General features: G+C 64.6%; 21 protein-coding genes and 1 pseudogene. 7 read left to right on the plus strand and 15 right to left on the minus strand.

Annotation, left to right across the window (positions count from 1 at the left end):
• Positions 1-175: 175 nt before the first annotated feature.
• The 10 genes and pseudogenes from RIdsm_RS26930 to RIdsm_RS26970 all read right to left on the minus strand — a co-directional run bounded on the left by RIdsm_RS26930 (position 176) and on the right by RIdsm_RS26970 (position 8,804).
• Positions 176-427 carry a winged helix-turn-helix transcriptional regulator gene (locus RIdsm_RS26930; protein WP_057817000.1) on the minus strand — a complete coding sequence of 84 codons (252 nt, stop codon included), beginning with the start codon at positions 425-427 and terminating at the stop codon, positions 176-178.
• A pseudogene (locus RIdsm_RS26935) lies at positions 427-2,148 on the minus strand (SulP family inorganic anion transporter). Before RIdsm_RS26935 ends, RIdsm_RS26930 begins: the two are co-directional and overlap by 1 nt.
• Positions 2,149-2,224: 76 nt before the next feature.
• On the minus strand, positions 2,225-2,485 hold the full coding sequence (locus RIdsm_RS26940) for a helix-turn-helix domain-containing protein (protein WP_057817279.1): 261 nt from the start codon (positions 2,483-2,485) through the stop codon (positions 2,225-2,227).
• 226 nt (positions 2,486-2,711) lie between these two features.
• Complete coding sequence (locus RIdsm_RS26945; RefSeq protein ID WP_057817001.1) at positions 2,712-3,734, minus strand: sensor histidine kinase; 1,023 nt, start codon at positions 3,732-3,734, stop codon at positions 2,712-2,714.
• Positions 3,735-4,100: 366 nt separating this feature from the next.
• Positions 4,101-4,715 carry a L,D-transpeptidase gene (locus tag RIdsm_RS26950; RefSeq protein WP_082647418.1) on the minus strand — a complete coding sequence of 205 codons (615 nt, stop codon included), beginning with the start codon at positions 4,713-4,715 and terminating at the stop codon, positions 4,101-4,103.
• 74 nt (positions 4,716-4,789) lie between these two features.
• Positions 4,790-5,179, minus strand: a complete 390-nt coding sequence (locus tag RIdsm_RS26955) for an EF-hand domain-containing protein (RefSeq protein ID WP_160325860.1) — start codon at positions 5,177-5,179, stop codon at positions 4,790-4,792.
• A 56-nt stretch (positions 5,180-5,235) separates the two neighbouring features.
• Entirely contained in the window at positions 5,236-6,624 is a 1,389-nt protein-coding gene (locus tag RIdsm_RS26960; RefSeq protein ID WP_057817003.1) for an MBL fold metallo-hydrolase, read from the minus strand.
• Positions 6,625-6,789: 165 nt separating this feature from the next.
• On the minus strand, positions 6,790-7,863 hold the full coding sequence (locus RIdsm_RS26965) for an ATP-binding protein (protein ID WP_057817004.1): 1,074 nt from the start codon (positions 7,861-7,863) through the stop codon (positions 6,790-6,792).
• A 15-nt stretch (positions 7,864-7,878) separates the two neighbouring features.
• Entirely contained in the window at positions 7,879-8,142 is a 264-nt protein-coding gene (locus RIdsm_RS30630; protein ID WP_057817006.1) for a hypothetical protein, read from the minus strand.
• Positions 8,139-8,804 (minus strand): winged helix-turn-helix domain-containing protein, encoded by a 666-nt coding sequence (locus RIdsm_RS26970; protein WP_057817008.1) that lies wholly within the window; start codon positions 8,802-8,804, stop codon positions 8,139-8,141. Before RIdsm_RS26970 ends, RIdsm_RS30630 begins: the two co-directional genes overlap by 4 nt.
• A 79-nt stretch (positions 8,805-8,883) precedes the next feature.
• Here RIdsm_RS26970 and dsbD point away from each other — a divergent pair, with 79 nt between their 5' ends.
• The 7 genes from dsbD (at position 8,884) to RIdsm_RS27000 (ending at position 16,281) form a co-directional block, all read left to right on the plus strand.
• On the plus strand, positions 8,884-10,095 hold the full coding sequence (dsbD, locus tag RIdsm_RS26975; protein WP_236553270.1) for a protein-disulfide reductase DsbD: 1,212 nt from the start codon (positions 8,884-8,886) through the stop codon (positions 10,093-10,095).
• A 60-nt stretch (positions 10,096-10,155) separates the two neighbouring features.
• The gene (locus RIdsm_RS30635) at positions 10,156-10,707 is read left to right on the plus strand and encodes a thioredoxin family protein (protein WP_236553271.1); all 552 of its coding nucleotides are present in this window, start codon (positions 10,156-10,158) and stop codon (positions 10,705-10,707) included.
• On the plus strand, positions 10,704-11,522 hold the full coding sequence (locus RIdsm_RS26980; RefSeq protein ID WP_057817010.1) for a TlpA disulfide reductase family protein: 819 nt from the start codon (positions 10,704-10,706) through the stop codon (positions 11,520-11,522). The genes RIdsm_RS30635 and RIdsm_RS26980 overlap by 4 nt, the downstream gene beginning before the upstream one ends.
• A complete protein-coding gene (locus RIdsm_RS26985) occupies positions 11,519-12,205 on the plus strand; it encodes a L,D-transpeptidase (RefSeq protein ID WP_057817012.1) in 687 nt (228 codons plus the stop codon). The genes RIdsm_RS26980 and RIdsm_RS26985 overlap by 4 nt, the downstream gene beginning before the upstream one ends.
• 83 nt (positions 12,206-12,288) lie before the next feature.
• Complete coding sequence (locus RIdsm_RS26990) at positions 12,289-12,798, plus strand: MbcA/ParS/Xre antitoxin family protein (RefSeq protein WP_057817013.1); 510 nt, start codon at positions 12,289-12,291, stop codon at positions 12,796-12,798.
• Positions 12,795-13,463 carry an RES family NAD+ phosphorylase gene (locus RIdsm_RS26995; protein WP_057817015.1) on the plus strand — a complete coding sequence of 223 codons (669 nt, stop codon included), beginning with the start codon at positions 12,795-12,797 and terminating at the stop codon, positions 13,461-13,463. Before RIdsm_RS26990 ends, RIdsm_RS26995 begins: the two co-directional genes overlap by 4 nt.
• Before the next feature lie 523 nt (positions 13,464-13,986).
• A complete protein-coding gene (locus RIdsm_RS27000; protein WP_143100515.1) occupies positions 13,987-16,281 on the plus strand; it encodes a hypothetical protein in 2,295 nt (764 codons plus the stop codon).
• 1,117 nt (positions 16,282-17,398) lie between these two features.
• Here RIdsm_RS27000 and RIdsm_RS27005 read toward each other — a convergent pair.
• From RIdsm_RS27005 to RIdsm_RS27025, 5 genes are all read right to left on the minus strand, one after another.
• A complete protein-coding gene (locus tag RIdsm_RS27005; protein ID WP_057817019.1) occupies positions 17,399-17,710 on the minus strand; it encodes a hypothetical protein in 312 nt (103 codons plus the stop codon).
• Between the two features lie 350 nt (positions 17,711-18,060).
• Positions 18,061-18,819 (minus strand): bifunctional hydroxymethylpyrimidine kinase/phosphomethylpyrimidine kinase, encoded by a 759-nt coding sequence (gene thiD, locus RIdsm_RS27010; RefSeq protein ID WP_057817021.1) that lies wholly within the window; start codon positions 18,817-18,819, stop codon positions 18,061-18,063.
• A complete protein-coding gene (locus tag RIdsm_RS27015; protein ID WP_057817023.1) occupies positions 18,816-19,787 on the minus strand; it encodes a HesA/MoeB/ThiF family protein in 972 nt (323 codons plus the stop codon). The genes thiD and RIdsm_RS27015 overlap by 4 nt, the downstream gene beginning before the upstream one ends.
• Positions 19,784-20,374 carry a thiamine phosphate synthase gene (locus RIdsm_RS27020; RefSeq protein WP_057817282.1) on the minus strand — a complete coding sequence of 197 codons (591 nt, stop codon included), beginning with the start codon at positions 20,372-20,374 and terminating at the stop codon, positions 19,784-19,786. The genes RIdsm_RS27015 and RIdsm_RS27020 overlap by 4 nt, the downstream gene beginning before the upstream one ends.
• Complete coding sequence (locus tag RIdsm_RS27025; RefSeq protein WP_057817025.1) at positions 20,374-21,141, minus strand: thiazole synthase; 768 nt, start codon at positions 21,139-21,141, stop codon at positions 20,374-20,376. The genes RIdsm_RS27020 and RIdsm_RS27025 overlap by 1 nt, the downstream gene beginning before the upstream one ends.
• Positions 21,142-21,144 lie beyond the last annotated feature (3 nt).

The raw sequence follows: 21,144 nt of genomic DNA on the forward strand, positions 1-21,144 counted from the left end.
TCATTCAAACGAGGCGTCTCGAATGACCGCTCCTCTGCTCGATGCGGCCATACCCATATCGAAGCGCGCGCGAGCCCTGACCTGCGGGATGACTGTATCCCTCCTCCGAGGGCGTAATGTCGGATGTTGCTGAGCAAACCAATGTTCTCAGCCAGGGAAATCTCAACTTCTGGCCTCATCGGCGTGCATCCGTCGTCGACGTGACCGTGCGCTCCCAGATGCGTGTCCAAGCGACCCGCTCGGCGGGCTGCACAAGTCCGTCGCGCTCCATCCGCCGCAGAAGATGGAGGATCCCGCTGTTGCTCATCCCGAGCGCATCGCGCAATTCCGCCTGGGTTCGCGGGCGCTCCAGAGCCTCCAGAACATAGCGTCGCCGGGCCTCCGCCCGACCGTTCCGGCGCCGCGCTGCCCTGCTGGTTCCGGGCATCAAGTGGCCTCCCGCTCGTTTGTGGCGGCATCGCACATCTCCGCAATGGCCTCGTCGACTGTAGTGGCGTAGTGGACCACCGGGGACTTCAAGCCGTGCGTGGCGAAGACGCGCTGGATCTCCCGGCTTGCCCCCGTGAGCCAGATGGCAACACCCCGCTTCCGCGCCTTGTGGGCCAGCCCCTCGATCATGTTGGCGCCGGTCGAATCGAGGAAAGGCACGGACGAGAAATCGACGATCAGCGCCTTGTGGGTGTCCTGGATGCGATCGAGCACGGAGCCGATGGAGGCGGTCGCGCCGAAGAACAGCGCACCGACGATCCGGTAGATGACGACGTCGGGGTTCTGGGCCTCATTTTCGTCATACGCGCCGCGCGGGTGGGCGGTGTCGGCCTCGTCGCGACCGACGAAAGCGCTGTCTGCCTTAACATCTGTTGTCCGGCTCATGCGATGGATGACGAGAACCGAACCCAGTGCGAAGCCGACCACGATGGCCTCGGTCAAATCGCGGAAGATGGTCAGCAGGAATGTGACGCCCAGCACCGTCGCCTCCCCCCAGCCCGAGCGGACGAGGATCGCGATGGCCGATTACTCGACCATGTTCCAGGCAACGACAACCAGCACGCCGGCGAGCGCGGCAAGTGGAATGAACGAGGCGAGCGGGGCAGCGACCAACATGAACAAGAGCAAAAACGCGGCGTGCAGCATACCGGCTACCGGACCATGCGCACTGGCCCGGACATTTGTCGCGGTTCGCGCGATCGTGCCGGTCACGCAGAACCCGCCAAAGAGGGACGATCCGATGTTAGCCGCACCCTGCGCCACGAGTTCGCAATTCGACCGGTGGCGGCGGCCGGTCATGCCGTCCGCGACGACGGCAGACAGCAACGACTCGATGGCACCCAGCAAGGTGAAGGAGATTGCGGCCGGCAGGACCGCGAGGATGGTCTCCATCGAGAGCGAAGGCAGGCTGGGCGCAGGAAGCGTCGACGGGATGCCGCCGAATCTTGTGCCGATGGTCTGCACCGGCAACGAGAGCATGGCGGTCGCAGTAGCGGCAAACCCGACGGCGATCAGCATTCCCGGCCAGTGCGGGCGCCAGCGTCGCAAACCGAGGATCACGGCGATCGTTGCAGCGGAAACGCCGAGCGCGGCTGGCGTCAGGCTCGACCGTGCGGCCCAGAGAGCCGGGACCTTTTCCAGGAGTTCGCCTGGTTCATTCTCCAGCGCCAGGCCGAACAACTCCCTGACCTGACTGGCGAAGATGATCACCGCGATTCCAGCGGTGAACCCGACCGTGACCGGATAGGGGATGAACTTGATGAAGGCACCAAGCCTCAGGAATCCCGCGGCGGCCATCATCAGCCCCGAGAGGAAGGTGGCGAGGATCAGCCCCTCCATCCCATGCTGGGCCACGGTCGCGGCAACCAGCACGATGAAGGCTCCGGCCGGGCCGCCGATCTGGAACCGCGATCCACCCAGAAGCGAGACGAGGAAGCCGCCGACGATGGCCGTGTAGAGCCCCTGTGCCGGCGTCGCGCCTGAGGCTATGGCGATGGCCATCGAGAGCGGCAGCGCAACGATGGCCACGGTCAGTCCGGCAATCGCATCGGCCTGCAACTGCACCGGGCCATAGCCTTCGCGCAGGACGGTGACGAGCTTGGGGGTGAACAGTTCGGAGAACCTGGGGGCGTCGCTCTGCCCGGTTGTCGTGTTTTTCATGTGTGGCCGCACCTTTGGGAAGGAAGCGGCGGGATCGTCGGCTTGGTGTCGGCGGTCGCCGTCGCGCGGGGAGGGATCAGTGTTCTGGTGGAGGGGCTTTCAAACGCACACCGCGCCCGCTTGCCGTGCTGACGGAGCCTTCTCCGATCAGCTCGATGCCGGCGCGCTCGAGTGCCGCGACGACCTTGGTCAGGCTGTCCACGACGCCGCGCACATTGCCGCTGCCGGCTTCCATGCGCTGGATCGTCGGGACGGAGAGTCCCGCCAGTTGGGCCAGCGTCTTCTGGTCAATGCTAAGAAGGGCGCGCGCCGCACGCATCTGTGGGCCTGTGATCATTGTGCCTACCTGAAATGTGATAAGCGACACTTAAACGATTATCTTTGATATTTCAAACATCTTCTTTCTGCAAAGACCGACGTTTGAAAGGTTCGAAAGTCTCAAAAGCCAGTGCAAGCCATTGACCTGGCCCCGTTTCGTTTCATCGAGTTGGGACGCGCGTCACCAAGCCCCTACAGCCTCATGATACTTCGGCGCACTTCTCCATCGAGGCCAGATGGGGCTCCTACGCCTGCAAGCCCGTCACGGCTCTCAGGTCGAGGTCCAGCGTCGCTGTCATGCCGTTCGGGCTGAAGTCCCTGGAGAATTTCCCTGCGAGCGAAGAGCCAACCGTGCTCTGGCACATGTGTGTCCCAAAACCCACGTAACCGGGTTCGCCAGACGCGGGCTTGGTGGCGCAGTCTTCCGTCCACTGAACGATCAGCCGATCGTCATGCTCATGCGCCTGGATCGCGATGCCATCTCCTGCTTCGGAGAGACCGCCGTATTTGACGGCATTGGTCGCCAGCTCAAAAATGACCAGCGACAGGGGCGTGATGGCGGCCGGGCAGACGTTGAGCGGGGGCACATCCAGTGTCACGGACGCGCCCCCGCTGAAGGGTTCCAGGATCGAGTTGATGAGTTGGTCCAGAGCAGTGCCCTCCGGCCTTGCTCCGGCGGGATCGTCAACGGCGCGCGCATGGACCGAGGCCAACGCGAGGAGGCGTTGGCGCATTACAGTGACAAGCTCCTGCACGCTCTCCGCCTGCCGCGCGGCGATGGATAGGAGACCGCCTGCCACCGCGAAGGAATTTCCGACCCGATGGCGCATTTCGGAGAGAAGGAGCTGCTGCCGCTCTGCAGCCTGGCGTTGCAGCGTGATATCCCGTGCGATCTTCGACGCGCCGATGATTTTCCCGTTTACATTGCGCACCGGTGAAACGGTGAGCGAGATCGGCACAAGACTTCCGTCCTTGCGCTTCCGGGTCGTCTCCAGGTTGGAGATCCGCTCTCCGCGGCTCAACCGCGCGATGAAATCGGCTTCTTCGTCCATACGATCATCAGGGAAGATCAGTGTGATCGACCGTCCGATGGCCTCCTCGGCCGAGTAGCCGAACAGTCGTTCCGCACCCGGGTTCCAGCTCCGAATGATACTGTCGAGCCCCTTCGTGATGATGGCGTCATCCGACCCCTCGACGATCGCCGCGAGGTATTGCTGAAGGCTTTCTGGAGCGTCGAGTTCTGAGGATTCACTCTTTATCATGTTCATTACAGCATATCCGATCCGCAAAGATTAGGGCAATTCCCTTTGGTTGGCACAAACCACAAGCGACGAAGCGAGAAAGCGAGGATCTGTGCGTGTCGCCCCGCACATTCTGACACCCTCACCTCGTCTTCCGTTAATAGCTCGGTGGGACCTGAACTGCGGAGGTCCACGAGGTCCGAATTGTTAGCAAGTCCCTCTGACCTGCCGTTCCCCCGATCTCTTCAATTTCTGGTTGGAAGCCGATCCCAGCATGAAGCTGGTCGCTGCCTGGGGTGTGAAAGTCTGCAGGCGACTTCCTCCAGGCAAAAGTCCTGACATCCTCCGCCCGCGACATGGCAGCCAGAGGGGGCCGCGATGTCGGGAAAACAGTCAGCTCTGGCGGGAGAGTGACTCGCTGGGGCGCTTTGGATAGAGCACCACGCGAGCGTTCATCGGCACTTTCTCATAGAGGTCGATCATATGATTGTTCACGAGGCCCGCGCAGCCGTTAGACACCGCGCGCCCTATGGTTCCGGGGTCGTCTGTGCCGTGAATGCGAAGGAAGGTGTCGCCACGTTCTTCGGTAAAAAGATAGAGCGCCCGTGCTCCGAGAGGATTGCCGGGACCTCCGGGCATGCCCTCATCGGCGTATTGCGCATATTTCTCTGGCTCGCGTTCAATCATGCCTGGCGTGGGCGTCCAGGAAGGCCAGACCTTCTTTGCACCGATGTAGAATTCGCCGGCTTCATAGAGATCGCCGCGCCCGATTCGGACCGGATACATCCAAGCCAGCCCGTCGGGCAGAGTCCAGAAGAGACGGAAAAGACCGGGAGAGACATGCACCTCGCCGGGCGGGAGCGACTTGTTCAACCCGACAATACGCGGTGTCATCAGATCGGCGACTTGCGTTTTCTCCTGCGCGCGTAGAAGAGCGGGAGTCGCAAGGCTTGCGGCGGCGGTGATGCCGAGCCTTAGAACGCCGCGACGCGTCGTGGTTATACTCATTGATCCCTTTCCTCTGTCAGCGCCGCGCGGCATGGGCGGCGCCTTCCGAGTGTCATGCCTGCCTTAACACAGGCTTAACCTCCACGAGCAGCACTTCGCGCCGCTTCGAATTCCTCGAATGTCAGGGAGCCGCTGACATCCTCGTCGAATTTCTCGAACATGCCGTGATGCCCTTCGAGGAACTCGGACAGCTGCAATTCCTGATCCTCATCGGCATCGAAGACCGAAAGCGGCCGAGCAGGACCCTTGAATTCGTCTATGGTGAGGACGCCGTCCTGGTTCGCATCCATCTTGGTGAACTGATCGACACGGACTTGGTAGGCTTCCGGCCATTGGATGACGTCGTCACCGTTCAGATCCAGCCGGTCGAAGGCTGCCTGAGCCCCCGAGGCGGCGACCGCGGGAAGTGCGGCGGCGGACATGCCGAGACCAATCACTACTGCGAAGAATTCTGCACTACGCATTGTTGCTGTCCTTTCATAGTTTCGAGTGAAGTTCCGGCGCGCCTTGCGCCATGCTGCTACGCGTGCGCTGCAACCTTCAGCCCGGCGCCCGTCCATGCCTTCCAGCTGCCGGGCACATTCCAAACCTTTTCAAAGCCATTGGCGGCAAGGATGCTTGAGGCGATGCTGGCGCGGAAGCCACTCGCACAATAAGTCGCGATCTCTGCACTACGATCCAACTCTCCGAGAGATTCCGGAAGCTCGCCCAGGAAAATATGTTTGGCTTCCGGAACGTGCCCTGCTTGCCACTCCTCGTCCTTACGGACATCAAGCGGCAAGACGTCCGCCTCGGCCAACTCGTGAACCGTCATCTGCGGAATGCGGCGCAGCTCGAGCCCAGTCTCGCGCCACGCGCCGATGCCGCGGGCCAGGTATCCGCCGAAATCGGTAAAGCCGACACGCCAGAGCAATGTCAGGACTTCGTCCAGCCGGGAATCGTCTTCGAGGACCAGGTAGAGGGGCTTCTCGGGGTCGAGCAGCCAACCCGCCCACACCGACAGTTCCGGCTGGGCACCAATATTGATGGAGCCGGGAATATGCCCGCCGCCGAAGGCTTGCATGTCGCGGACATCGAGCACTTGGGCATTATTTCCGGTCGCCTCCGCGAAGAGCCCAGGGGTAAGCGGCGGAACACGGGGAAGGTTCGCCATAACCGGCGGGCCGCCGGCATTGACCTTCTTGAGCCGGGGGTAGTGCGTCGGAACCGGCGGCGCGTCCTCGGTCATTGCCGCCTTGAAGGCGTCGAGTTCGGTTATCTGCACATACTTGTTGTGCCGACGTTCATAACCGATAGTGCTGGACATGCGGTCTCCAATGTCGGGGCCGCATTCAGAACCGGCTCCGTGGCAAGGGTAGATGATCACCCCGTCGGGAAGGCCCATGTAGAAATCCTGCGTTGTGCGGAAAAGCTTTTCGGTCAGCTCCTCAGTCTGGTCGTCGCCGAGAAGGTCGGGGCGCCCCACTGAATCCACGAAGAAACTGTCGCCGGTCAGAACCCCCCAAGGGTCTTCCGTGTCGCCCTCGTGGAGAAGGAACGCGACGTGTTCGGGGGTATGCCCGGGCGTATGCCGAACGACCATCCGAGCGTCGCCGAAGGTGAAACTGTCGCCGCCGCGGATCGCCTCATATTCGAAATCGTATTGCGCCCCGTCCTCTACGCTTACACAGAGGCGGGCTTGGTCGCCCAGCCGCGCGACCAGCTCGCGTGCGCCGCTCATGAAGTCGGCGTGGATGTGAGTCTCAAACACATGCGTGATTGCAAGGCCGTAGTGCCGGGCGAGGTCGAGATAGACGTCGACGTCCGGCCTCGGGTCGATGACAGCGGCCACGCCCGCGTCGTCGTCACCGACCAAGTAGGAACATTGCGCAACGCCATCGGCGAGAATCTGTTCGAAACGGAGTGTCATCGGCAGGTCTCCTTGTCGTCTTGCTTGACGAAGAACGCACCAAACAAATTCAGGTTCCTGAATTCAAAAATCCCTGCTGGTTTTGCCCGCACGCGCGAGTTCCAAGATCCCGCCGTCACGTTTAGTTGGTCCTCATCGGATGAGTGCGTTTGACTGCGTCAGTTTTCAGATGACTTTCTTTTTGAACGTCAGTGTCACTTGCTCGCCGCGTGTGTCTCTCCGCCGAAACTCTATCGTGCCGCCGATTTGTTGCATGGCGGCCATCGTGATCGATAACCCCAACCCGCTGCCTCCCTCTGGGGCATTGTTGCCCCGGAAAAATCGTTCGGTGATGCGGGAGCGATCGGCCTCGACGATCCCGGGCCCTTCATCGAGGATCTGGACCTGGAGGGCGTCCGCCACCTCCTCGACGCGAATGTCGACTACATCGCCCGCCGAGCTTGCCCCGATGGCATTTTCAACCACGTTGCGAACCGCAACTGTCGCCATCACGGCATCGCCTTGGACCATGGGCGCCCCCTTGGGGAAACGGCAGCGCAACTCGACGCCGTTCGCCTCGGCCGACCTTTCAAGTGACGACGCAACACTGGCCAGGACTTTCCCGAGGTCAGTGACCCCGCCGCCTGCACTCGCCGCGCCGTCCACCGAGGCCAGCTCCAAAAGCTGACGCACCATGCGATCGGTGCGGGCAACGCCTCGCTCGATCTGTGCGAGGGCGTGACGCCGGGAGTCTTCGTCCTGTGCCATTGCGGCAACCTGTGCCTGCGTCTTGATGCCGGACAGGGGCGTCTTCAGCTCATGCGCGGCATTGGCCGAGAAGTTACGCTCGCGATCGCGCGCGGCGGCGACCCTCGCAAAAAGCGCGTCGAGAGCGGCCCCCATCGGGCGCAGCTCGGCGGGGAGCGGGCCGGCCCGGATCGGTTCAAGGTTGTCGGCCGAACGCGCAGCGAGAGCATTCGCCATTCTGTAGAGGGGGGCAAGGCCCTGACCCACGCTGAGCCAGATCAACCCAGCAAGAACCGGCAGGATCGCGAGCGCGGGGATCAGCAGGCCGCGCGTCACGTCTGTCACCAGGCGCTCGCGCACGGTAAGCCGGTCGCCAACCATCACGCGAACGCCCAGATCCTCGTTCACCTCGGTATACACACGCCACCGTTCCCCATCGACGACATTTTCCGAATAGCCGGTCTCCGCCTCCGTCAGGCGCCCTTCCGGGGCGCTTCCCGAGGCCCCGACCATGGCGCCGTCGAGCGATCAGATCTGGCAGGACAATTGCCGCGAATACTCGGGACCGGGACGACCAGTCACGGCGGCCAGCGCCTCGGCCGCGCCTGCGACTTCGACCCTGCCACCTGACAGTAGCGACGACACCATCTGGGCCGCTTCCGCCAGCCGGGCATCCAGGACGTCCTCGACCTCCGTTCGGGTCGAATGCTGGATCCACCAGACGGCAGAGAGCCAGATCGTCCCGGTTGCGATAAGCAGGATGAAAAAGAGCCGGGCGCGAATGGAACTCATGTTCCGTCCTCCGAAAGCCGGTAGCCGACGCCGCGCACCGTTTCGATGAAGTCGGCCCCGAGCTTGGCTCGCAGCTTGTGAACATGGACCTCGACAGTGTTGCTCTCCACACCGTCCTGCCAGCCATAGAGCCGCTCCTCCAGGCGGTCCTTGGTGACGATGGCGCCGGGCCGTTCCAGGAGGGCCTGCATGAGTGCGAACTCCCGGCGGGAAAAGTGCACGTCTTCATCCCGGATGCGTCCGGCCATGCGGGCTGGATCGAACTCGAGCCCGTTCCAGGTGATCGTGGCACTGGCCTGGCCCTGCGCGCGCCGGGTGATGGCCCGCAGCCGTGCCCCGAGTTCCCAGAGGTCGAATGGTTTCGCAAGATAGTCGTCGGCGCCTGCGTCCAGGCCGGCGATCCGGTCGCCAACCTGATCCAGTGCCGTCAGCAACAGGACCGGGAGGCGATCATCCTTGGCGCGCATGTCGGCCAGGAGGTCCGCGCCGGACCCATCGGGCAACATTACGTCGAGCACCGCCGCGGAAAAGCCGCCCTGCATCCAGGCCTCGACCGCATCCGCACATGTGCCCACCAGTTCGGGTGTGAAACCGTGGAGGCGCAGGCCGTTGCAAAGCCCGTCGGCCAGCGACGCATCGTCTTCTACCACCAGTATCCGCATAGAAAGCTCCTTCCATCCGCACGCTCGATCGGCCGCGAACATTAAGGCAGTGTTAAGGTTTGCGGCCGACTCACGCCGCATGACAGGCACCATACTCACATCCCTCCGCCCGATCCGGTCCTTGCTTGCCATGTTGCAGGGCATTGCGCTGATAGCCGGTTTGGCCGCCCCGGCCGCGGCCCAAGACAGCCCACCCGGATCTGGCCAGCCCCTTGCGCCGCGAGACGCCTTTGCCCTTTCCGTCGACGACTTGCCAGACGGCGGTCGGGTGCTTCGCTGGGAGATCGCAGAGGGGTATTACCTATACCGGGACTACCTTGCCGTCGAGACGTCCCGAGGCGAGCCGATCGCGCTCGACAGCGCGCCCGGCGTGCAGAAGCAGGATCCGACCTTCGGGGCGGTCGAGGTCTATTACGACCGGGCGGAGGTTCGGCTCCCGCCCGTGTCCGGTGAGCTGAATGTCACCTATCAGGGCTGTCAGGAAGACGGGATCTGCTATCCTCCCGTCACCGACACTCTGCCCGCCGTCCCGGTCGCGACTGCGCCGGATGAGAAGGCACTCGGGAGCGCGGCGCCTGTCACGTCCTCCCCGGCCTCCGGCCTGGCGCTCGCCAAGGACCAGGGACTGGTTGCCGACCTGATGAACCGAGGCGGAACGGCACTGGTGCTTCTGGGCTTCTTCGGTTTCGGACTGTTGCTGGCCTTCACCCCATGTGTCCTACCGATGATCCCCATTTTGGGCGGATTGATGGCCGGTCAGGGCACGGCATTGACGGTGCGGCGGGGGCTGATGCTCAGCGCCATCTACGTGCTTGCCATGTCCTCGGCATTCGCCCTGCTGGGGGTCGCCGCCGCTTGGTCGGGGCAGAACCTCCAGATCGTGCTGCAATCGCCCTGGGCGGTCGGCGGCGTGGCCGTCGTCTTCGCGGGGCTGGCGCTCGCAATGTTCGGCCTTTTCGAGCTGCGCCTCCCGCGAGCCTGGAACGACCGGATATCGGCGGCGGGTGCCGGGCGGCGCGGCACATTCGGTGGCGCTGCCGCTCTTGGTTTCACCTCCGCGCTGATCATGGGGCCCTGCGTCACGGCGCCGCTGGCCGGCGCGCTGCTGTATATCGCGCAGACCGGCGACACCGCACTGGGCGCCGCGGCCCTCTTTTCACTCGGCCTCGGCGAAGGCGTGCCGCTGCTGCTGCTCGGGGCCTTCGGAACACGTGCCCTGCCGCGAACGGGGCACTGGATGCAGGCGGTGAACCGGGTCTTCGGTTTCGTCTTTCTCGGCATGGCAGCCTAGCTCGCCGGGCGGGTCGTTCCACCCGCGGCGGGGCTGGCACTCTGGGCAGGCGTTGCCGTCGTGGCCGGCGTCTTTCTGGGCGGTCTCGACCGGCTTGCCGCCGCCGCCACACCGACCGCGCGTCTGCGCAAGGCGACCGGCGTGATGGCACTCCTTGCCGCCGCTCTCCTCGGGCTTGGTGCGGCCAGTGGCGGGGATGATCCGTTGCGCCCGCTGGCGGGGCTGCGCGGGCCGGCGGACACCCCGACATCCGCCAAGGCCATCACCTTTACCACAGTTCGTTCGGTTCCCGAACTGGAAACGTCCCTCGCCGAGACGCGGCAGCCGGCGATGATCTATTTCACCGCCGAATGGTGTGTCAGCTGCCGCACCATCGAGCGCCGCGTCTGGCCGGACGCCGGGGTTCAGGCGGCCCTGTCCGACATGCAGGTCATTGCCGCCGACCTCACGGAATTCGACGCCGAAAGCCAGGCGCTGCTCGAGCAGCTGCGCTCCGTCGGGCCGCCGACGATGATCTTTTTCGACGCCAACGGCCGCGAGACGCCGGACACGCGGCTGGTCGGTGAGCCGGTTCCCGAGGATGTTGTGGCCTCGGCGCGGGCGGTGCAATGAACGCGGTTTCCCTCGGACCTCTCGTATTCTCGCACGAGCGCCTGCACGTGGTGATCGCTATTGCGGCCTTTTTCTTGGCGATCGAGTTGGCGACTTGGATCTGGCCGACACGCGCAGGCGTAGTCCACCGTTGGTCCCTGGTCGTCGCTGCCAGCTGGATCGTGGCGGCGCGGGCGGGTTTCATGCTTGCCAATCTTGACTCCTTTGCCGCCGATCCCGTCAGCGCGCTGGCGGTCTGGCAGGGCGGTTTCGCACCCTTCGCCGGCGCGGCGGGGCTGGCTCTTGCCGCCCTAGCCGCCATGTTGCGCGGACCCGAGGTGCTGCGTCCCCTGGCACTCGCCGTGATCGCCAGCGGGCTCGCATATACCGCCGCAGGCCTGGCCCTGCCGGTTGAGGCGCGCGGGCAGTTGCCACGGATCGCCCTTCCGGCGCTCGATAGCGCGCCGGTGCCGCTCTCCGACGCCGAGGGACGCCCGGCGATTATCAACCTCTGGGTCAGCTGGTGCCCGCCGTGCCGGCGCGAGATGCCGATGATGATGGATCTGGCACGCGCCCGCGACGACGTGGTGGTGCGCTTTGCCAACCAGGGCGAGCCGCGCGAGACCGTGCTGCGCTACCTCGACAGTCAGAACCTGAGCGGCGAGCGGGTGGTTCTCGACGCTGAACAGCGCCTGATGGAGGCCTTCGGTCTCCTTGGGCTGCCCAGCACCCTGTTCTTCGCCGCCGACGGCAGCCTCGTCGCGGTGCACATCGGGGAAATCTCCCGCGCCGCACTGGCCAACCGCATGAATGAGCTGTCCCGGGAGACCCCATGAAATCCAGCCTGCCCAACCTTGCCGCCTCCGCCGGCCTTGTCCTGCTCACGTCCTGTGCCGCCACCACGCCCGACCCTGAACCCGTCCCCGCGCCTCCAGACCCGGTCTATGGCCCGGTCGAGGATGCCGGCCGGACCATTCCGGCCGTCCCCGAGGCCGCGCTGAGCGCGCGCAACCGGCGCCAGGAAGTGGACTACTGGACCGACGAGGCGCCAGGCACCATCGTCGTCGATCCCTATGCACGGTTCCTGTACCTCGTGCTCGAGGACCACCGGGCGTTGCGCTACGGCGTCGCCGTTGGCGAGCAGGGCCGGGGCTTCTCAGGGGAGGCGGTGATCCCGTTCAAGCGCGAATGGCCCCGCTGGACCCCTACGCCGAACATGCTGCGCCGCGATCCCGAGCTCTACGAACCCGTGCGAAACGGCATGGAGGGCGGGCTCGACAACCCGCTCGGCGCGCGGGCGCTCTACCTCTTCAAGGGCGGGCGCGACACGCTCTACCGGATCCACGGCACGACCAATCCCTTTTCGATCGGCAAGGCCGTCTCCCTGCGTGAAATATACTCAGTTAGCTTCCGCAAATCAAAGTATCGTAAGGCTTCGTTGGGAGAGCATTCAAACGCCGTGCTCCACGCTACCTTCGAATGGCCCTCATTGCCCCCTCAAACATGGACTCCGTCGTGACGGCACGAAAAATGTCCGATCCTCGCGCCCTTGCCGAATGTCCGGATTTGGACTATATATCCGGATATGAACGGAGGTCCGACATGACCATTCTTCGGCTCCCCGAGCAAGCCGGGGCGGAGCCCGTCCCTCAGTCGATCGACGCCGTGGCGCGCCGCCGCGTGAGCGGTCCGGGCCTGCGGACCTTCCTCGCTATCGCCGATCGCTACGGCATCCCGACACGTGCCCGGGTGGCGCTCCTGGGCGAGCCCTCGAACTCCACCTACCACGAGTGGGTGAGAAAAGCGCGCGCAGAGGCGCCCCTGGCGCTGCCGCTCGACACGCTGACCCGGATCTCCGGTATTCTCGGCATTCACAAAGCCCTGGGCATCCTGTTCCCGATCGAAGCCGAGGCGATGACCTGGCTCAAAGGGCCGCATCGCGGCGAGGTTTTCGGTGGGCAGGCCCCGATCGACGTGATGATCGAAGGCGGGCTCGACGGCATTCTCACCGTGCGGCGCTATCTCGACGGCTGGCGCGGCGGGCTGCGCGGCGGCCCCGGCGCGGGCGCCGATATCGAGCCCTTGCGCGAAACGGACATCGTCTTCACGTGACGCGCCTTTCCCGCGCGCCGGAGCGCACACACCGCCTGATCCCCTCGCGCTTCCCGCCGATCGACGCGTTCGAAACGGTGACGAGCCCGCGCGATCTCGAGTCCGTTCTCGAGCTCGAGGGCTGGACCAACGACCGGCTGGTGGCATCGCGCCTCAGGCGGCTGCCGGAAGACGAGTGGGCCTACGGTCGCGCCAATGCCAGCGTCGTCATGGCCGCATTCCTGCACGGCGCGCCGCAGGGTACGCGCTTTGCCGGGCCTGACCTCGGTGCGTGGTATGCCGCAAGCGCGCTGGAGACCTCCGTCTTGGAGGTGACGAGCGGCATCCGCCGCGAGATCGCGCTCAGCGCGCTGGAGCAGAAGACCGAGGAGTTGCGCGAATACACTGCGCGCCTCGATGGTGACTTCGTCGATATCCGCGGCACACGCTCCGACCTGCACGATCCGGACCCAGCGAGCTATCCGGCGACCCAGGTCTTCGGCCGCTCCGTCAGGACGGGCCCGCATGACGGAATCGCCTTTGACAGCGTGCGCCATGCGGGTGGCGTGAACTGGGTGTCCTACCGGCCCAGCCGGGTTCAGGACGTAATCCAGGCCCGGCATTTCCGGGTCGTGGTGCCGCGTTCGGGGAAGGTCGTCGTGGAAGCGATCCGCGCCGGCGCCTGAACGGTGTCCGGCCTGCGCCCGGTGGGCGCTGCCTCAGTGCTGCGCGGCCTGCGCCTTTTCGGCCCGTTGGGCGTCGTGGGCACGGCCGTGCTCGATCTCGCGCCAGATCCGCTTGAGCTGGTCGTCGCCCGGTGTGCAGCACGGGCTCTTGAGCCACGCCGCCACGGACTCGTGGCAGCCGGTTCTGATAGAACGACGCGCTTGTCGGTCATCATCGCGCGGATGCAGTCGCAAAGATGCCTGGCGACCTCGTATGTGATACACAGCATCTCATAGAGCGTTCGGGCTGACATACCTTTCCACACGGCAACGATCAGCCAGATGGCACGAAGCCATTGGCCAAGAACCAGGCGAGTGCGGTTCATCGCTGTGCCAGAGAAGAGCGTGAACTGCCGGCGGACAGGCAACTTTGGTGTCATGCCGGTATTAGAACTCAATTACCCGCGTGACACTTTTGTCCGCGGGAGTTTTCCATCCGATTTGATCGACCGATTTCCTCGAGACACCACTTCGAGGACCCATCATGTCGACCACCACTCCACCTCGCGATCTTGCCGGCCGCTTCGGCGGGCAGGGGGCGTACGAGGCCGAAGCGCCTGCGCCCGCAACAATGTTCACCAGGCTGCCGGACGCGGAACCGAACCTCCGGTCGGCCCTGTCCACGGCCATCACCCAACTGTCGGAGCTGGGACCCGCCGCCAAGGGCGCGCCCGTGCCGGCGGCCGTGGTCGCGGCCAGCCCCGGCGCGGGCAAGAGCCGGATCGCGCGAGAGCTGCTCGAAAACTTCGCCGGGGATAAGCCGGTGGTGTTTCACGCGCCGACCCTCGCGCTCTGCAAAGAGGCCGCAGATCATGCGCGTGAGATCGGCGGGACCGCGCATGTAATCCGTGGGCGTTTCGCGCCGGACCCGGCAGAGCCGGACAGGCAGATGTGCCGCAAATCGGCGTTGGTCGCCCGGGGGATCCGGCTGGGGCTCAATATTCGGGAGAGCTTTTGTTTCAACGGCGACGCGCGGTGCGACCAGGCAGAGAGCTGCGCCTGGCTGCGCCAGTTCGAGGCGGAGGAGGTGACCGGCCATCGTTACATGGCGACGAGCTATCTCGGTTATCCCGATCCGGATGAGTACGATGGCAGACTTCGCGTCGTTGACGAGGCATTCTGGGCGCAGCAGCTGTCCTTCGTGACGATCAGCATCGATGACTTCCGCCTGCCGCGCACTTTCCTGAGGCATCTCACCCGGCGCGGCCGGAAGGCACACAGCCGCATCAATGCCCATGCGGATTTGATCGGAGCAGCGCATGCGCTTGTCGATGCGCTCATTGCTGGAGGATCACCCTTGGACCTGCCGTACAGCGCCGACGAGTACCGAGCCTTCGCCCGCCTCGAATATTCCGCCAAGGCAGATATCCCGGCTCCGACGCCGGACGAGTCCGAGGACCAGCAATCGCAGCTGCTCCAGCGTGCGGAGGATGCGCTGCGGTACGTCTCCCGGTACGCATCGGTCTGGACCTGCCTCGCCGACGCGAAGGAGGCGGGGCGACGGACACTCGAGCGACTGCGCCTCGTGAACGCGCATGGCCGGACCGCCATTCGCCTCTGCCGCAAGCACCTTTCGGAACATCGGCAACCGATGCTCCTGCTCGACGCCGATGCCGATCCGGAAATCCTCGGCGCGCTCGATATCGACCTTCAGCGGACTGCGCACATGACCCTGCGGCCCAATGCCGAGGTCGTGCAGGTCCACGACCGCCGCATGACGCATGGTAGCCTGCTGAAGGGCGCGAGACTGCGGGAAGACTGGCGCAGCGTGATCCGTCGTGAAGTGCTGAGTGACCGGGTAGGGCAGGGCGGGGGCGTGCTCGTTGGCGCCAGTCGCAAGGTGGTGATGCGGTTCTTTGCGGATGCCGGATACGATTTCGAGGGGCTCGCGGACGACGAGGCATCCCGACGCATGCTGGAGACACCTTTGCACGGCGCGCATTGGCTGTGGTTCGGCGGCCGGGCGCTCGGGACAAACCGATATCGCGATTTCTCGACGGTGATCATCATCGGTCGCGAAGAGCTGCCGGTCGACGCGCTCGAGGATTACGGGCGGGCGCTGTGGGGGGACCGTGCCGAGGCCGATCTGGAGTTAGTCGACCCTGACGAAGCTGGCGCGTTGCGTCTGCCGGAGCAGGAGGTTCTCTACGAAATGTCGGATGGGAGCGCGATTGCCGTCAGCGTGCCCTGCCACCCGGATCCGATGATCCGCCGGGTGCAGCTCCAGACGCGTGAGCTGGCGACCCGGCAGCTTGTCGAGCGCTTGCGGCTTGCACGGTCGGAGACTTGCAAACGCGTCATTCTCGGCTGCAACATGCCCGTCCCTGGGCTGCCCGTCGATGACCTTGTATCCTGGGCGGCGTTCTGTCCGAGCCGACCCGCCGCAGCATTGATTGATGCCGTACTCGAGAAAGGCGGGGTCCGTTTGTCCGACGCGGGGCTTGCCGAGGACGCGCCCGGGGTCTTCCGGACACCCGACTCTGTCAAATCTTACCGGAAGCGGGCGGGGATCGACGCCTGCGCCATGCTCGGAACGCTGAGCCCCGCCCTGCGCCGTCAGATGCACATTATGTATCTCCAGGAGGACCGCCCCTACGCACGCCTCTGCGAGGCGCTGGTCCTCGCCGGATCCGGCGAGGATGCCCGCCGCCGATCCGGGATGATCTGGGGTCCGCTCAAGCAGTGCTTCGGGGCGGGGGAGGAAGACACGAAAGGCGTGCGCTCCGATGCCGTAAATGCGGGCCACCGCATCGGCACGTCGACGGTGACGTTTTCGTAGGAGGTTTTATGTCTCATGCTGCGACCGATCCCGTTCGCCGTGGTGATATTGTCGCGTTCCGGGTCCCCCCTGTTTGAAAGGGATGGTGTACTACAAGTGCGCCTTTGTCGTTCTTGACGCTCCGGTATACGAGCGTCTACTCGATTGCGCCCCCTCGCCCCCGGCCCGTGCGAATACCGGTTTGAAAATCGACTCATTGCTGAGTTTTCCGCGTGTGAGATCAATAGCGAAATTCGGCCGTTCTCGCGCGTCGGATCCGCGTCGTGCGACCCGACACCCGGTTTGAGGTCAGCGGGGCGGAAATCGTGGTGCTTCAACATTTGGAGGAGGCGGAGCGGTTTGGTCTGCATCCGCGTGAAGGTGATTGGAGCCGCAGGGCAGAGGCCGTACCAGATCTTAGTCTACCCGCTCGTCAAGAGGGCCGTCCGCCCCCCGGGCTTATGATCCGGCTTGTCACCCGTGCGTCGCACATGGCGCCCGAGGATCCTCAACCCGTGCGACTTTCAGGCGGCGCGGAACCTCGCGGCGCTGGTCGGGAACAGCCGCCACGAACGGCTGCGCCAAGCAAGAACCTCATTGCAAACCATGCGTCGGCTCTTGTGCTTTCAGCGGCTAAGATCACCCCGCAACACATGGGCGCTTCCTGAAGGGATCGGGCCCAGAACTCGAATTGCGAGCCGGCGCGGCGACGATGGCTCTGGGGCAGGCCCGTCATGTACAGGACCACCAGAACCTATCGCGGAGAAAGGATGGAATTGTTGTGGGCGTCGGTTTCGAAAACCAGTGGCAGGGGGAGAACAGAAAGCAACCGAAAGCTATCGCGCTCACTTTTGCTGGGTTAGTCGAGACTCGAGACCAGGCAAAATTTCCGCCCCGTTTCCATATGTGATCTCCCAAGGGTTGCCTCCGATCAAACAAGAGCGCCTGCCGGCGATCCGACGCCTTACTTTGAGATACCTGTGTGATTCGTGAATGGTCTGGGTTTCTCGACCTGTCTCACTCCGGCCCGCTCGACAGCGGTGCGACGGCCCCAACGGCGGGGACCAAGTTCAATCTTTCGTCTCAACCAGCGTGGCCAGCAAGAAAGCGGTAATTCCGACGTGACGAAACTTTCCCGTCAAGGCCCGGAGCCTGTCGTTTTGGCTTGCCCAGACTCCAGGTCTCGCGGAGCCGCATCGCGCGCCGCCATGCTGAGGCGCAGTTGCTCACTAAAGACCTCATCGTCGTAGAGGTCCAATTCGCTCAGGGGCAAGCCATCGTTCGTGCGCATGACTGTTTCGACTTCTGAATTGCACGCCCGACAGACCGCGACGTGGTCGTCGGCGACATATTCCAGCATCATGTCCTGGCTCTCCCAGTCCCAGATCGCTGTGGCGTAGAAATGAACGTCTTCGCTCCGGCACTGCTTGCAATGAAAGGTATTTTTCATCGGGTGATCCTTCTTCTGAAAGTTGTTCCTTCCGAAGAGATGGTACGTTTCCTGAGGGTCAAAAACGCGTTTGGATATTTTCTCGGTGCCGATATTTCAGCCGCTTGAAAACACTGAATTTTTTGAGACGGTGGAGTGCCCCCACTGACGTGGTTCACCAACTGGGATAGAATTAGCCCGCAAATTGGAGGACCAGAGAATGGCTGGGAAGCGAGAGAAGCCAGAAGATATCGTATCGAAACTTCGGCAGATCGAAGTGCTGCAAGGGCAGGTGAGGGCACAAGGTCGTAATGCGCGGAAAGGGTGTCTTGAATGGTCATGGGGTTCTTTTCTTTAATGGCGGTTCTCCATCACATGCAACGAGAGCACGACGCAACTCTTTCCGCATGGGACGGCTCGGCCGGGCCACGTTTCAGCCAGGTCTGCAAAAAATCCCGCGCCGCGGCGCAGGCGTCGGGCAGGGTCGCGCCTTTGGCCAGATGGCAGCCGATGGCGGTGGCCAGGGTGCAGCCGGTGCCACGTCTGCGCATGTTTAACCGTTCGGCGCTGAACGCGCGGTGGCTGGCGCCGCTGAACAGATGGTCCGTGCACGTTGCTCCTCGGCCATGCCCGCCCTTGATCAGGACAGCTTTTGCGCCACGGTCCTGCAGCCGGGCCGCCTGGGCCGGGACCGGCCCTGCGGGCAGGCCGCTGAGCGCCGCTGCCTCGCCAAAATTTGGAGTTAGCAGCGTCGCCAGCGTCAACACCCGCGCGATGCTCCTCTCCGGCGAAAGTGCTCCACCCGAACTCGACGCGAGCACCGGATCGAGCACGATCGGGACGGCGCATTGGGCCAGTGCCTCGGCGACAGCGGCGGCGGTTTCCTCGGTCGCCAGCATGCCGATCTTGACGACATCGGGGGGCGGGCCGGCAAACGCGGCTGCGATCTGTGCGGAAATCACATTGGCGGGCACGGCATGTATTGCGACAACCGCGTCATCCGTCTGCGCCGTCACGGCCGTGACCACGGGCAAGACCTGAACTCCCAGGTCGGCCGCGACGGACGCATCACGCGTGAGTCCGGCACCACCGCTGCTGTCGGTGCCCGCGATGATCAGAAGGCGCTTCATCCGAAGGCCTCTGCGACGAAGAGGGCCAGGTTGGTATGCCCCTGCCCGCTGAGTTTTGTCGCGGCGCGCCAAGCGCGTAGGCCGGTAGCGCAGCACAGCACGACGCGGCGGCCGAGCGCAGGCGGGACGCGATCCAGCGTCTCGACCACCAGCCGCCGGGCGCTGGCATGGGGCAGCGTGGGGGTTTCGGCCTCGTCCCGCAACTCTATGATCCGGTCCCGGGCGCTCAGCGACTGCCGCGCCACGAAGGGGAAGCTGAGTGCGGGCTCCGATGCCCCGACAAAGGAAAACCCGCCGAGGCGCGTTGTCGTCATGTCAAGCGAGACGATCCGCCCCAGGGGCGAGGGCGAAGAATGGCCCAGCAGGATCTTGAGCACCATCTGTGCCTGCACCGCGCCGAGCGCGCCCACCACCGGTCCCATCACCCCGGCGGTGGCGCAGGTCGCACCGCTCCCCGGCGGATCGGGGAACACGGCGCGAAGCGAGGGCGCGTCGCCGCAAAACCCACCGGCATAGCCGCTCTGGCCCAGCACGCTGGCCGATACAAGCGGTACGGCGTGGGTCAGGCAGGTGTCCGAGAGCGCATAGGACACGGCAAAACTGTCCGCCGCGTCCACCACCACGTCCGCGCTTTTGACCAGCGCCGGCGCATTGGCCGGGTCGAGGTGCCGGATTGTCGGATCGATCCGCAGATCGGGATGGGCGGCGCGGAGATGGTCGCGGGCGGCCAGGGCCTTGGGGCGGCCCAGATCGGCCATGCGGTAGAGCGGCTGGCGGTGCAGGTTGCTTTCCTCGACTGTATCGGGATCGACTAGGGTGATCCGCCCCACGCCCGCCCCGGCCAGATACTGCAGCACCGGACAGCCAAGCCCCCCGGCGCCCACGACGACGACATGCGCCCGGGCCAACCGTGCCTGTCCTTCCGCTCCGACTTCGGGCAGGACCATCTGGCGGGCGTAGCGGCTCATCGGGTCGCCTCCAGCCACGCGAGCGTCCGCGCCTCGGGATCGGTGGATTGCCGAATATCGGTGACGACCGCCGCGCTGTCGGCACCGGCCGTGAAGACATCGGAGAGGCGCTCCGGCGTCAGTCCGCCGATGGCCACAAGCGGCGTCTCTCCGGCAGCCTCTTTCCATTGCCAGACCCGCTCGAGACCCTGCGGTTCCCATTTCATCTTCTTCAGACGTGTCGGATAGACCGGCCCGAGCGCCACATAGGCCGGATCATGCGACAGGGCTCGCTCCAGCTCGGTTTCGTCATGGGTCGACAGTCCATAGCGACATCCGGCCCGGTTCAGCGCCGCGAAATCCGCGCAATCCATATCCTCCTGCCCCAGGTGAACGAAGTCGCAGCCTTCATCGAGCGCGATGCGCCAATGGTCGTTGATCACAAGCTGCGCGCCATGGGCGGCACAGGTTCTCCGCGCGTGCCGGATCTGTGACCGGATATCGTCCGCAGGCCGGTCCTTGATGCGCAGCTGCACAAGCCTGACACCAAGCGGCACCAGCCAGTCCAGCCAAGTGGTATCTTCCACGATGAGGTAAAAGCGGTCGATCATGCCAGCTCCGCCAGTCCGAGGATCGGTGTCGAGGGCACCGCCATGGCGCGCCGGTCCATCGGGTCGGCGCGGAACCCGGCCCGTCCGGCCTCGACCGCCAGCGCCATGGCGCGGGCCATGCCCACGGGGTCGCCGGCCTTGGCGACGGCGGTATTGAGCAGGATCGCGTCCATGCCCCGCTCCATCGCTTGTGTCGCATCCGATGGCCGCCCGATGCCTGCATCGACGACCAGCGGCACCTCGGGAAAATGTGCCCGCATCGACCGCAGTGCGTCGGGATTGCGCAGGCCTTGGCCCGAGCCGATCGGCGCGCCCCAGGGCATCAGAACCTCGCATCCCGCGTCCAACAGCTTTTCGCCGACGACGAGGTCATCGGTCGTGTAGGGAAACACCTTGAAGCCGTCCTCCAACAGGACGCGCGCCGCCTCGACGAGCGCGAAGACATCAGGCTGGAGCGTGTCGGAATGGCCGATCACCTCCAGCTTGATCCAGTCGGTATCGAACAGGTCCCGGGCCATCCGGGCGGTGGTCACCGCCTCCTGCGCCGAATGGCACCCGGCGGTGTTGGGTAGCAGGCGACAGCCGGTCTGGCGCAACACGTCAAAGAAGCCCGCGCCAGAACCATCGGCGGTTTCACGGCGCAGCGAGACGGTCACGACCTCGGTGCCGCTGGCCTCGATCGCGGCCTGCAGAATGGCGGGAGACGGATATTGCGCCGTTCCCAGCAGCAGGGGCGAGGCGATTTCGGTGCCATAAAAACGCATCGC

Source organism: Roseovarius indicus, from assembly GCF_008728195.1.
GTDB lineage: Bacteria > Pseudomonadota > Alphaproteobacteria > Rhodobacterales > Rhodobacteraceae > Roseovarius > Roseovarius indicus.